The organism is Saccharopolyspora hirsuta (assembly GCF_008630535.1).
Lineage (GTDB): Bacteria > Actinomycetota > Actinomycetes > Mycobacteriales > Pseudonocardiaceae > Saccharopolyspora > Saccharopolyspora hirsuta.
Genome location: NZ_VWPH01000016.1, coordinates 24,337 through 36,704, shown reverse-complemented (window position 1 = coordinate 36,704; position 12,368 = coordinate 24,337). Strand labels below are relative to the sequence as shown.

9 protein-coding genes are annotated in these 12,368 nt (G+C 71.3%); 4 read left to right on the top strand and 5 right to left on the bottom strand.

Translation table 11 applies throughout. The annotated features are described in order from the left end of the window. Positions 1-33 precede the first annotated feature (33 nt). On the top strand, positions 34-738 hold the full coding sequence (locus tag F1721_RS29105) for an aspartate/glutamate racemase family protein (protein WP_150070018.1): 705 nt from the start codon (positions 34-36) through the stop codon (positions 736-738). 11 nt (positions 739-749) lie between these two features. Here F1721_RS29105 and F1721_RS29100 read toward each other — a convergent pair whose 3' ends face one another. After that, positions 750-1,409 carry a GntR family transcriptional regulator gene (locus tag F1721_RS29100; protein WP_150070017.1) on the bottom strand — a complete coding sequence of 220 codons (660 nt, stop codon included), beginning with the start codon at positions 1,407-1,409 and terminating at the stop codon, positions 750-752. A gap of 134 nt (positions 1,410-1,543) precedes the next feature. On the opposite strand from F1721_RS29100, the gene F1721_RS29095 reads away from it, so the two are divergent. Beyond that, complete coding sequence (locus F1721_RS29095) at positions 1,544-3,907, top strand: xanthine dehydrogenase family protein molybdopterin-binding subunit (RefSeq protein WP_150070016.1); 2,364 nt, start codon at positions 1,544-1,546, stop codon at positions 3,905-3,907. Between the two features lie 594 nt (positions 3,908-4,501). Here F1721_RS29095 and F1721_RS29090 read toward each other — a convergent pair. Then, positions 4,502-5,032, bottom strand: a complete 531-nt coding sequence (locus F1721_RS29090) for a CGNR zinc finger domain-containing protein (protein WP_150070015.1) — start codon at positions 5,030-5,032, stop codon at positions 4,502-4,504. 77 nt (positions 5,033-5,109) lie between these two features. Between F1721_RS29090 and F1721_RS29085 the strand changes: the two genes are divergently transcribed. Next, positions 5,110-5,928, top strand: coding sequence for an alpha/beta fold hydrolase (locus F1721_RS29085; protein WP_150070014.1), 819 nt, complete (start codon positions 5,110-5,112; stop codon positions 5,926-5,928). Positions 5,929-5,931: 3 nt separating this feature from the next. On the opposite strand, the gene F1721_RS29080 is transcribed toward F1721_RS29085, so the two are convergent. Together F1721_RS29080 and F1721_RS29075 are read right to left on the bottom strand one after the other, a co-directional pair. Next, positions 5,932-6,420 carry a GNAT family N-acetyltransferase gene (locus tag F1721_RS29080; protein ID WP_342782952.1) on the bottom strand — a complete coding sequence of 163 codons (489 nt, stop codon included), beginning with the start codon at positions 6,418-6,420 and terminating at the stop codon, positions 5,932-5,934. 81 nt (positions 6,421-6,501) lie between these two features. Next, positions 6,502-9,468 (bottom strand): GH116 family glycosyl hydrolase, encoded by a 2,967-nt coding sequence (locus tag F1721_RS29075; RefSeq protein ID WP_150070013.1) that lies wholly within the window; start codon positions 9,466-9,468, stop codon positions 6,502-6,504. A 324-nt stretch (positions 9,469-9,792) separates the two neighbouring features. On the opposite strand from F1721_RS29075, the gene F1721_RS29070 reads away from it, so the two are divergent. After that, positions 9,793-11,130: an MFS transporter gene (locus F1721_RS29070; RefSeq protein ID WP_150070012.1), complete on the top strand. Its 1,338-nt coding sequence runs from the start codon at positions 9,793-9,795 to the stop codon at positions 11,128-11,130. On the opposite strand, the gene F1721_RS29065 is transcribed toward F1721_RS29070, so the two are convergent. Continuing rightward, positions 11,116-12,276 (bottom strand): MalY/PatB family protein, encoded by a 1,161-nt coding sequence (locus F1721_RS29065; RefSeq protein ID WP_150070011.1) that lies wholly within the window; start codon positions 12,274-12,276, stop codon positions 11,116-11,118. The two genes, F1721_RS29070 and F1721_RS29065, sit on opposite strands and share 15 nt — an antisense overlap. Between the last annotated feature and the right edge of the window lie 92 nt (positions 12,277-12,368).

Genomic DNA, 12,368 nt, shown 5'->3' with positions numbered 1-12,368 from the left:
CACCAGCAGTCACGCCTAGAGAGGACGGTCCCGTTGCCGCACACCGACGCCCCGACGGTCGTCGTGGTCAACCCCAACACCAACCGCGAAACGACCGCCATGATGGTCGATCTCGCCCAGCGGCACCTGGCACCGGCCGGTCTCGCGGTGGAGGGGATCACCGTCGCGCGAGGCCCCTCGATGATCGTCGAGCCGGGCGCTCTCGCCGAAGCCGCCGGGCACGTCGTGGACGCGGTGCGACGCCACCTCGCCGGTCCGACCGGCGACCGGGTCGGCGCGGTGATCGTGGGGGCGATCGGCGACCCCGGCCGCGCGGAGCTGGCCGCCGCGCTGGACGTGCCGGTCGTCGGGATCGGGCAGGCGTCGATCCTCGCCGCGGCAGCCCGAGGACGGCGGTTCGGCATGGCCACCAGCACCCCGCTGCTGGTCGACTCGCTCACCGGGCTCGTCCGCGCGCACGGCAGCGCCGAGACCTTCACCGGTGTGCGCCTGACCAGCACGGACCCGCTGGAACTGGCCGCTCGCCCGGAACAGCAGTACGCGGAGCTGGCCGAAGCGGCGCGGGCGTGCGTGGCCGACGGTGCGGAGGCGGTCATCGTCGCGGGCGGGCCGCTGAGCCGGACCGCCCGCCAGCTCGCCGAGCTCGGCTTCGTCGAGATCGTCGAGCCGCTGCCCAGCGCCAGCCGGATGGTCCTCGACCTGGTGGCCGGCCGTCCGGCGGCCGCCGAGCTGGGCTGACGCAGCGGGGCTCAGCCGCCGAAGAGGAACTCCAGGGTGCGCTGCCGGGAGGCGCGCACGTGGCTGCTCGCCGCCGCGGCGGCCCGGTCCGGGTCGCCGGAGGAGATCGCCTCGCACAGCTCCTCGTGCTCGGCGCGGATCAGCGGGAAGTCCTCGATCTTGCGGCGCAGCCAGCCGACCTGCCCCATGAGCGGTTCGAGCATCTTGGCCAGCAGTTCGTTGCCGGAGAGCTCGGTGATCTCGTCGTGCAGCCGGGAGTTCGCCGCGTGCGCGGCCGGGGCGTCACCGGCGGCGATCGCTTCGCGCACCGCCCGCATCGTCGCGGGCAGCGGGTTCTCGGCGCCTGCCGCGACGCGTTCGGCCGCCTGCCGGGCGGCCAGGAGCTCCAGCATCTCGCGGATGTCGAACAGCTCGCCCACGTGGCGCCGGTCGAGCTCGCGCACGACGAGGCCCCGGGTGGGCAGGTGCTCGACCAGCCCTTCGTTCTGCAGGATGCGCAGGGCCTCGCGGACCGGCAGCCGCGAAACCGAGTACTGCTCGGCGAGGTCGCGCTCGACGAGCCGGGTGCCGGGCACCAGCGTCCCGTCGTAGATCCCGTTGCGGATGTGCTCGCCGACGATGTCGCGCAGCGGCTTCTGGTGCCGGTACAACTTGCTGGACGGCGTCGCCACTGCCTCACCACTGCCTTCGTCGGATCCGCGCCGGGTGCGGCCATTTTATCGGCTGGTGGGACGCCCCGGCCGTGATCCGCCCGGTGGTGGAAACGTCGCTGCTTCGCCGCTGCGCGGGGGATAGAGTTCGGCACATGGTGGGTTCATTGCTGGGGACCGAGGTCCAACGGGTCGAGGACCCGGAACTGCTCCGCGGCCGGGGCACGTACGTGGGCAACCTGGACATCGAGGGCGTCCTGCACATCGGGTTCGTCCGCTCGCCGATGGCGCACGCCCTGATCAGCGGGGTCGACGTCGCGGCGGCCGCCGCCGCGCCCGGCGTGGTCGGCGCCTTCGCCGCGGCCGACCTGGACGTCCCCATCCCACCCCCGTTCGCGGAGTTCAACCCGCGGTGCGCGCGTCCCCCGCTGGCCACCGACCGGGTGCGGTTCGTCGGCGAGCCCGTCGCGGTGATCGTGGGCGAGAGCGCCGCAGCGGTGGCCGACGCGATCGAACTGGTCGACGTCGACTACGAGCCGCTGCCCGTCGTCGCCGACCCGGAGCAGGCGCTGGACCCGGCCGCCGAGCAGCAGTTCCCGGAGCTCGGGTCGAACATCGCCGGCGGGTTCCGCGACCCGGCCGGTGCTGACGTGCTCGCCGACGCCGAGGTGGTGGTGCGCGCCCGCATCGAGAACCAGCGCGTCGCGGTGGTGCCGCTGGAGGGCAACGCGATCGCGGTGCAGCCCGGCGGCCCGGAGCAGGACTACGACGTCACCGTGCACGTCTCCACGCAGATGCCGCACGGGCTGCGCGACGGGCTGGCCAAGGCCTTCGGCTGGGAACCGGAGCGGGTGCGGGTGATCTCCCCGCACGTCGGCGGTGGTTTCGGCGGCAAGGCCGGGGCGGTGTCCGAGCACGCGGTCGCCGTCGCGCTCGCGCTGCGCCTGGGCCGCCCGGTCCGGTGGGTGGAGACCCGCTCGGAGAACATGCAGGGCATGCCGCACGGCCGCGCTCAGGTGCAGTTCGCGGAGCTGGGCCTGCGGCGCGACGGCACCATCACCGGCCTGCGCTGCCGCGTGATCGGCGACTGCGGCGCCTACGCCGGTTTCGGCGGTGCCCTTGCGCTGAGCTCGACGCGGATGATGGCGCAGGGCGTCTACCGCATCCCGAAGATCAGCTACGACGGGGTGGCGGCGCTGACCAACACGACCCCGGTGGGCGCGTTCCGCGGCGCGGGACGGCCGGAGGCCGCCGCGATGCTGGAGCGGATGATGGACCTCGCGGCCGCCGAGCTCGACATCGACCCGGCCGCGTTGCGGCGCAAGAACTTCCTCGTCCCGGAGTCGTTCCCGCACAAGACGCTGCTCGGCGCCACCTACGACAGCGGCGACTACGCGCTGCCGTTCGACGAAGCCCTGCGCCTGGCTGACTATGAAGCGCTGCGCGCCGAGCAGGCCCGCCGCATCGAAGCGGGGGAGAAGGTCCTGCTCGGCATCGGGACGAGCGCCTACGTGGAGATCACCGGTGGTGGCGCGGGCGAGTACGCCGAGGTCGAGGTGCACGAGCACGGTGCCCGGATCAAGGTCGGCACCTCCGCGCACGGCCAGGGCCACGCGACCTCGTTCGCCATGATCGTCTCCGACTCGCTGGGCATCCCGCTGGAGTCCGTCGAGTTCGTCCAGTCCGACACCGCCGAGGTCCCGCGCGGGGGCGGCACCGGCGGGTCCCGGTCGCTGCAGATCGCCGGGAGCGCGGTGCAGGAAGCCGGAGACCTGGTGCTGCGCAAGGCGAAGGAGCTGGCCGCGGCCCGGCTGGAAGCCTCCGTCGACGACATCGAGCTGACCGACGGCGGCGAACTCGGCGTGGCCGGGGTGCCCAGCGCGACCATCGCCTGGCCGGAACTGGCCCGAGCGGCGGCCGAGAACGGCGACCGCCTGGCGGCGAACGTCGACTTCGCCCCCGGCGGTGCGACGTTCCCGTTCGGCGCGCACGTCTCGGTGGTCGAGGTGGACGTGGAGACCGGCTTCGTCCGCCCGCTGCGCCACATCGCGGTGGACGACTGCGGCCGCATCATCAACCCGCTCCTGGTCCGAGGCCAGCAGCACGGCGGTGCGGCCCAGGGAATCGCCCAAGCGCTCTGGGAGCAGGTCACCTTCGACGCGGAGGGCAACCCGGAGACGGGCACCCTCGCCGACTACACGATCCCGTCGGCGGCGGACCTCCCGTCGTTCGAGGTGACCAACACGGAAACCCCGAGCCCGCTGAACCCGCTGGGCGCCAAGGGAATCGGCGAATCGGCAACCGTCGGCTCAACCCCGGCGGTCCAGAACGCGGTGGTGGACGCGCTGAAACACCTCGGAGTCCGCCACATCGACATGCCGACGACACCGGAGCGGGTCTGGCAGGCGATCCAGCGGGGAGCATCGGCGACGCACTGGCAGGAACCCCCAGCGGCGTTCGAAACCCTCCCGGTCCGGGACGAAACCACCCCGGAAGACGCCGAAGAAGCGGTCGTCTGACCCCGAGCGGTATCACCGCCTTCGGCGGGTCCGATGTGTTGGAGGGCGCGGGTCGGGTGGCGTGGAGGAGGTTTGGGGCAGGTCCTTTGGTCGGACGGTGGCGGGGCTTGTGCTTTGGCGGTAGGAACCGGTCACCCTGACGTGCCGAAGGATGCGGTGGGGTGGTGATCGAGACTTGACCTTAGGAGCCTCGGTTCTCTGCGGAGGCGGATCCACCTTGTGGTGACGTTGCCGGCCGGGCGCGATTTCTCACGAAATCGGCACCGTTGGCATCGAGGGCTACGGTTGGCACCGCAGCCGATTTCGAGAGAAATCTCTGCAGTCACCACCAGTGCTCGGGCGGCGCGATCGTGACGCTCGCTCCGCCCGTAGATCGCTATCACCTCCGTCGGAGGGGTGGTGACGACTGCAATTTCGATTGAAATTGCCCACGTCGCCACTGGAGGTTCCGTCGAGAACGACGCAATTTCGATTGAAATTGCAACACGCCCAACCCGACCCCCACCGCTTTGAACCCGAACCCAGCCCCGAAGCCAACGGCACCACTCCCCACCAACCCCACCCCGGAATCACCACCGATCCCCAGGTCCAGCCTCAGGCGTCCTTGCGGCGTGCGCGGTAGGCGCGCATCTTGTGGCGGGCTCCGCAGATGTCCATGCTGCACCAGATGCTGTTGTTGCCGGGGGAGCGGTCGTAGTAGAGCCAGCGGCAGTCCTCGGCCTGGCAGACCTTGAGCCGTCCGGGCTTCCCGCTCAGGTCCGCCACCACCAGCGCGACCACCAGCTCGCCGATCATCCGCTCCGCCGCGGTGCTCCCGCCGGCCGGGATCACGATCCGCCCGTCCTGCCACTGCGGTGTCCCGAGCAGGCGGCGCGCGTAGTCGTTGAGCCGTTCGGAGCCCGCTCCGGCGAGGTGCTCGCGGATCGCCTCGCGCGCCTGGACCAGCTCTTGCCGCGCCGGTTCGTCCAGCTCGTCGGCCACGTCCGGGTGGTCGTGCTCGCGCAGCCAGGTCCGGGCGTCCGCGAGGTCCACCAGCGCGTCCTCGTCGTGCAGGAACCGCGCGGAGTTGCCGAACGCCTCGACAGGCTGCAGCTGGTCCGGCGCGGGTGGGCGGTCGTATGCCATGCGTCCAGGTTACCGGCTTCTTGACAGAGACGGTAACGTTACTGGCATAGGGAGATAGCCGGTAACGGAGGTGCGTGATGGGTTGGGAGCTGCCGGAGCGGTTCGAGTCGGCGCACGGGACGGTTCGCTGGGCGAGCTCCGGGCAGGGGGATCCGGTGGTGCTGATGCACGGCACGCCGTTCTCCTCCTACGTCTGGCGGGACATCGCCACCGCGCTGAGCAGCCGGTACCAGGTGTTCGTCTGGGACATGCCGGGCTACGGGCGGTCGGAGAAGCGCGAGGGCCAGGACGTGTCGCTGGCCGCTCAGCAGGAGGTGTTCGCCGAGCTGCTGCAGCACTGGGGCCTGCGGGAGCCGTCGGTGGTCGCCCACGACTTCGGCGGGGCGGTGGCGCTGCGGACAGCGCTGCTCAGCGGGGTCCGCTACCGGAAGCTGGTGCTGGTCGACGCGGTGAGCGTGCGGCCGTGGGGATCGGAGTTCTTCCGGCAGGTCAACGCCCACTCCGAGGTCTTCGCCGCCCTGCCGCCGCTGCTGCACGAAGCCCTGGTCCGCCGCTACATCACCACCGCAGCCCACCGCCAACTGCGCGACGACGTGCTGGACGAGCTCGTCGCGCCGTGGCTCGGGGAAGCCGGGCAACCGGCCTTCTACCGCCAGATCGCCCAGGCCGACGAGCGCTACACCCGGGAGGTCGAGGACCGGTACGCCGAACTCGACTGCCCGGTGCTCATCGCGTGGGGCGACCAGGACCAGTGGCTGCCGACCGAGCGCGCGCAGCAGCTCGCCGAGCGCATCCCGCACGCCGAGCTGGCCTGGATCGAGCAGGGCGGCCACCTCGTCCAGGAGGACAACCCGGCGCAGCTGACCGCGCTGCTCACCGAGTTCCTCGCCAGGTGAGGCTCAGCGCAGCGCGATGAGCCCGGCATCGGTCGGGCGGAAACCGCAGGCGTCGAAGTAGAAACCGCGCAGGTGCGGCTCGAAGTCCACGTGCAGCCAGGTGCACCCGGCCCGGGCAGCGCCCTCGGCGGCCCGCCGCACCAGCTCGGTCCCGATCCCGCCGCGCTGCTGCTCCGGCCGGACCTTCGGATCGAGCAGGAAGGCGTGGTCCCCACCGTCCCACGCGACGTTGGCGAACCCGACCAGCGCCCCGCCGAGCCGACCGGTCACCCAACCGAGGCTGTGCGGCCGAACCCGCTCCCACCAACCGGATTCCGGATTCCCGCCGTGCGACGAGGTCAGCTCGACCAGCTCGTCGTCGGACACGTCCCCGCGCCAGCGGTAGTCGATCTCCATGCCGACGATCATGCCGCGCAGCGCAAGCCGAATTCGGTACAGGTACGGGCTCCCGGGCTTTGCGGTGCTTTCGAAGATGGCCGAGCGGAACGACATCGCGCTGATCGTCGATGCTCTGGCGGGGGACGAAGTGGGAGAACTCCGATGCCGAGTCTCGTTGGCGCATCGCTGGTGCCCTCAGAGCCGGAGCTGGAGCGTTTGACCTGCGGTGATCGTGAGTTGCTGGGGGAAAGCGATCAGGGGGCGTTCGGCGTTGTCCGCGCGCACCGGGATCTCCGCGCCGTCGAGCCATGCGTGCGGTTCGGTGCTGGGGGTGTCGAGGGCGAGGGTTCTCAGGCGCAGGCGGCCGTGGCGGAGTTCGATCGTGCTGGACCGCTCGTCGTTCGTGCGCTTCTGCCGGTAGAGGCCCCAGCCCTCGGCCGTTGTGAAGGCCGCCGCGAAGTTCTGCGGCGTGATCTTCGGGGCGAACCCCAGGTGGCCGCGCGGGCCGTGGTGCTCGTAGCCCAGCAGGCTCGTGTACACGCCGAAGCTCGCCATGGAACGCGCGTAGTGGTCGCTGCACTCGATCTCGTTGTACGGGTTGCGGCGCAGCGGGGCGTAGCGGTCGTGCACCGAGCGGGCGATCGCCAGCCCCTCGTCGAGCATGCCCTCGGCGATCAGGTACGCGGCGACCTGGTACTCGATGCCGTGCCAGGCCTCGTTGAAGTAGCTCACCGACCAGTTGTCGCCCGCCTCGTCGCCGCCTCCTCGTGGCCAGGTGCACATGACCAGCGCCGGGACGTCGGCGTCGTAGAAGATCCGGCCGCCCTCGATCGGGCTGCGCTCCCGGTACTCCAGCGGTCGCGGCACGAAGTTGTGCCGCCAGATGCTCCGCAGCGCGGACCGGGTCTCGGCTACTGGCAGGACGCGCGGCAGCCCGAGCTGCGCTGCCCAGCTCTGGCCGAGCAGCTGGTCCGCGAAGCAGCCGCGGTTGGTGTTGACCGAACCGGGGTGCGCTGGATCGCGTTCGTGGACGAAGTACTCGCCGTTGAACAGATCCCGCACGATGATCTCGGCCCCGCGATCGGCCAGCGCGCGGCAGCGTCGCGCGAAACCGTCGTCGCCGACCTCGTCCGCCATCGCGGCGGCTGCTCGCAGCGCGGCCAGGTACAGGCCGGAGAGCCAGCTGTTGCGGCCGAACCAGGTGGCGTCCTGGGTGTTGGGCTGGGGTCCGTCGAGCACCCCGTCCGGTTCGGCGTCCGAGCCGATCAGGTACTCGACCGCGTGCCGGGTGCGCGGCCAGACCCGGTGCAGCCAACCGGGATCCGCCGACATCTGGTGCTCGCGGTAGATCCGCAGGATCGTCCCGGCCTGGCCGTCCACCGCGGGGCTCCGGTCGGCCTCGCCGCGCATGCTCAGCTGCCCGGTCGCGGGGTGGAAACCGATGCCGAGGTCCACGCGCTCGCGGGTGTCGCGCTCCACGGCGGGGAACAGCCGCGCGAGAGCGTGGGCGTAGTGCCAGACGTGCGTGCAGGTGCCCGCGCAGCAGTAAGCGCCTTCCCAGCCGTAGAAGCGGCCGTCGGCGAACCGGTAGCAGGTCGAGGTGGAGAGAGTGGTCGTGTTGGTGGCGACCCGCTCCAGCAGCCAGTGCGGCAGCGTCGAGTCCTCGTACCAGGTGCGGACCCAGGTCGACGTCCGGTCCAGCAGGTGCTCCTGCGCGCTGGCGAGGTGCGCCACGACCCCTTTCGCGTCGTCGAACCGGTTCGCGTAGTGCCGGAGCAGCGCGCGGCTGTGCTCCAGGAAGGCCAGGCCTTCCCGGTCCGGCACGGGGAAGAACCACGCCAGCGCGAACCGGATGGTCCTTCGCTCGCCCGGCCGCAGCACCACCTTCGAGCTCACGACGCCCGCGCTGCGCTGCGCGATCCCGTCCACTTCGGGAAGGCCCGGCGCGGGATCGAGCACGTCCGTCGGTGAGCTCCAGGACGTCGCGGCCGGGCAGGTGCGGATCTGGTCACCGCTGAGGGCCGCCAGCGCGGCGGTGCCGTGGTCGGGCAGCTCCGCCAGCGGGGGCTGCTGCGGGGCGTGGTCGGTGAGCACGAGCTGGTCAACGCCGATGTGCCCCCACGGCCCGGTCTCGTCGTCGACGATCTCGATCACGGCCTCCTCGCCCTGCCACGGCCCCAGGTGGAGCACCCGGTCGGCGAGCCGGTCGCTGACCGATCCGGTGGCCGAGCCGACGACCTCGCCGCCCACCACGACGTTGAGGCAGCAGGTGCCCGGGTATTTGCCGCCGCTCACCCGGAACCGCAGGTAGTTCCGCTCGATCCGGAAGGGCGCGCTGCGCAGCCTCCCGGTGGCGCCGTCGCGCGTGCCGGGGTCGTCCCCCGGAGCGCTCGCGTGCGAGTCGACCATCCGCATCCCGAACGCCCCCGCCTCGCCCTGATAAGCCGGGCGGTCGAGGGTGCGGACCGGACCGGAGCCGAAGGCGTTCCCGGTCACCTCCCAGCCCGCGTAATCGGGCTTCTCCCAGTCCTCGAGCAGCAGATCGGGCCGCATCGGGTTCTCGGCGCTGCCCTCGGCAGCCGCGAACTGCACGCCCGCCGCGCCGTCGACGGCGAACTCGGCAGCGTTCAGCCGCAGCGGCCGGGCGTGCCGACTGCCCACGCACACCGGGTTCTCCAGGAACCCGGCGATTTCGACCTCCACTGTGGACTCAGCGGTGCTCTCGACCGCGTAGTCCAGGAACACCGCGGGGTAGGAGCTGTCCTCGATCTCGGTCGGGACGAACGGGGACCAGGCGCGCAGCCGGATTCCCACCCGTGGGTCCGGGTAGTCGACCTCGGCCAGCGGCGGGCGGCCGGTGAAGGTCACGTCCGGGAAGCCGCGTGCGTCCAGCCACCTGGCGTCCCCGTCGTCGACGCGCACCGCGAACCCGTGCTGGAACGGCGAGCTCGGGTACGGCGGGCGGGTGAAGTGCAGATCGTTGATGTTGGCCGGTGCGGTCCGGTTGTCGACGTCCCACAGCCACAGCCGCCCGTCACCCCCGAGGTAGAGCTGGCCGCAGCCGACACCGCCGATCGGCATCCCGACGAACCGCAGCTCGGAGCCGCGCAGGCGGCGCGGCGTCCCGCGGGCGGAGAGGTCCTGCTTCGCTGCCTCGGGCACGGTGCACTCCTTCGACACGGCACGTGCGGAGCGGAGATCGGAGAGCAGCCCAGTCTAGGAACTCGCTGTGCTCGCAGTCCGGGTTCGGCGCGGTGATCAGCCGGTCGGACGATCCGGGCGAGCGTCCCACGGAGTGGGATCGCCGGTCCGCCCGTGGTTCGGCGGTGGCGCGCGGGCCGCGTGCTGACAGGGAGTTCGCGCTTCGCGGCGGAGCGTGCGCGTCGGGTGAGGATGCCCACGATGCGGGAACCCTGTCTCGGTCAGTGGTCGATCGAGGATTAGAGTGCGGTAGTCCGATCGTGTTAACGAGGAGGTTGCGGCGCCATGGCTGTCGGCCACGTCCCAGCACCAGGAGTGCGGGACTCCGGAGCATCGGGGGATCCCACCCCGCGGAACTCGACCCGGCAGGTGGTCATCGCCAGCCTCGTAGGCACCTCGATCGAGTTCTACGACTTCTACGTCTACGCGACCGCGGCGGTGCTGGTCTTCCCGCACCTGTTCTTCCCGGCCGGGGACGCCACCGCCGCGACCCTGCAGTCGCTGGCCACCTTCGCGATCGCCTTCGTGGCCCGGCCGGTCGGCTCCGCGCTGTTCGGCCACTTCGGCGACCGCATCGGCCGCAAGTCCACCCTGGTGGCATCGCTGCTGACCATGGGCATCTCCACCGTGGTGATCGGCCTGCTGCCCGGCTACGAGCAGATCGGCATCATCGCGCCGCTGCTGCTGGCGCTGTGCCGCTTCGGGCAGGGGCTGGGCCTCGGCGGTGAGTGGGGCGGCGCTGCGCTGCTGGCCACCGAGAACGCCCCGCCGCGCAAGCGCGCCCTGTTCGGCACCTTCCCGCAGCTGGGTGCGCCGATCGGGTTCTTCTTCGCCAACGGCCTGTTCCTGCTGCTGTCCGAGCTGATGGACGACCAGGCGTTCCTGTCCTGGGGCTGGCGGGTGCCGTTCCTGGTCTCCGCGGTGCTGGTGGTCGTCGGCCTGTGGGTGCGGCTGAGCATGCACGAGACCCCGGCGTTCTCGAAGGTCGTGGCGCGCAACGAGCGGGCCAAGGTGCCCTTCGCGCAGGTCTTCCGCAGCGACTTCAAGGCCCTGGTGCTGGGCACCTTCATCATGCTGGCCACCTACGTGCTGTTCTACCTGATGACGGTGTTCTCGCTGTCCTACGGCACGGCCGAGACCGGGCTGGGCTACGAGCGCTCGCCGTTCCTGATCATGCTGATGATCGGCGTGGTGTTCTTCGGCCTGACGGTGCCGGTGGCGGGTCTGCTGGCCGACCGCTACGGGCGGCGGCCCACGCTGATGGTCACCACCATCGCGATCATCGTGTTCGGCCTGCTGCTGGGACCGTGGTTCGGCGCGGACTCCACCGTCGCGACCCTGTCGTTCCTGATCGTCGGACTCGGCCTGATGGGCATGACGTTCGGGCCGATGGGCGCGGTGCTGCCGGAGCTGTTCCCCACCGCGGTGCGCTACACCGGCGCGTCGGTGTCCTACAACCTGGCCAGCCTGCTGGGCGCCTCGGTCGCGCCCTACATCGCGACCTGGCTGGCCAGCTCCCACGGACTCGGCTGGGTCGGCGTCTACCTGGCGGCGATGGGTGCGATCACGCTGCTCGCCCTGCTGGTCAGCAAGGAGACCAAGGAGACCTCAATCGAGGACTGAGCCGATCCGCGCGAGCAGCTCCGCCAGCAGCGGCAGCGACGTCGCGTGGTTGAAGCGGACGAAGCCCCGTCCGGCCGCCGAGCCGGGCGGGGCGAAGTTCGTTCCGGGGTTGACCAGCACGCGAGCCTCCTGCCGCAGCACCTCGGCGGGGTCCGGACCCAGCCCGCGGAGGTCCAACCAGGCCAGGTAACCGGCCTCGTTGCGGTGCCACCGGACCTGCTCGTGCTGCTCGACCCACGCTTGTAGCGCATCGCGGGTGCGGTCCAGGTAGCTGCGCACCGCGGGCAGCCACCCGCCGTCGTCGCGCCACAGCGCGGTCGCCACCGCAATCCCGGGCACGGAGGCGCGCATCGCCTCGTAGGGCGCCATCGCGTCCAGCACGTGCTTCGTCGATTCCTGGCACACCAGCACCGCCGACTTCAGCCCCGGGACGTTCCACGCCTTGGACACGCTGGTCACGGTCACGCAGTTCGCGGTTGCTCCGCTGCTCGCGGCGTACGGGACGAATGCCTGGCCCCCGGCGACCAGCGGCGCGTGCACCTCGTCGCTGATGACGGCCGCACCGTATCGGTCGGCGAGCTCGGAGATGGTGCGCAGTTCGTCCGGCGACCACATCCGGCCGGTGGGGTTGTGCGGATGGCAGAGCAGGACGGCCTTCGCCCCGTCGGCCAGCGCATCGGTCACCGCGTCGAAGTCGATGCGCCATCCCTCGGCGGTGTCCAGCAGCGGGCACTCCCGGACCGGTCGGCCCAGGTGGGCGAGCATGACCAGGAACGGGGGATAGGCGGGGGTGAGCAGGACTACCCCGTCGCCGGGTTCGGTCAGGCAGCGCACCGCGTGGTCGAGCCCCTGCATGACGTCGGCGACCGGTGCGGTCAGCGCCGGGTCGACCGACCAGCGCTGCTCCCGGGCAGCCCACTCGCTGAACGCCGCGAGGTAGTCGTCGACCACCGGGTAGCCGAAGTCCGACCGGGCGGCCAACCGGGCCAGCACCGACCGCGCCGTCTCGCACAGCGGGAAGTCCATCTCGGCGACCCACGCCGGGAGCACGTCGGGTTCGGCCAGCGACCACTTCTGCGAGCTGCGCAGTCGCAGATCTTCAGCGCGCAGGGCATCGAACTCGGCGTGCAGCTCAGCAGGCGTCATAGCCGGAAGTATCGACCGAACACCAGCCGCTCGGCGAGCGCCGAACAGTCTCTGTTGGCCGTTGTCCCGGCGGAAGGCGAGCTTTGCCGCGC

Excerpts from the sequence above, each read along its gene's own strand:
- F1721_RS29095 (WP_150070016.1), top strand. The coding sequence starts at position 1,544 with ATGGTGGGTTCATTGCTGGGGACCGAGGTCCAACGGGTCGAGGACCCG.
- F1721_RS29090 (WP_150070015.1), bottom strand. The coding sequence starts at position 5,032 with ATGGCATACGACCGCCCACCCGCGCCGGACCAGCTGCAGCCTGTCGAG.
- F1721_RS29085 (WP_150070014.1), top strand. The coding sequence starts at position 5,110 with ATGGGTTGGGAGCTGCCGGAGCGGTTCGAGTCGGCGCACGGGACGGTT.
- F1721_RS29080 (WP_342782952.1), bottom strand. The coding sequence starts at position 6,420 with ATGTCGTTCCGCTCGGCCATCTTCGAAAGCACCGCAAAGCCCGGGAGC.
- F1721_RS29070 (WP_150070012.1), top strand. The coding sequence starts at position 9,793 with ATGGCTGTCGGCCACGTCCCAGCACCAGGAGTGCGGGACTCCGGAGCA.
- F1721_RS29065 (WP_150070011.1), bottom strand. The coding sequence starts at position 12,276 with ATGACGCCTGCTGAGCTGCACGCCGAGTTCGATGCCCTGCGCGCTGAA.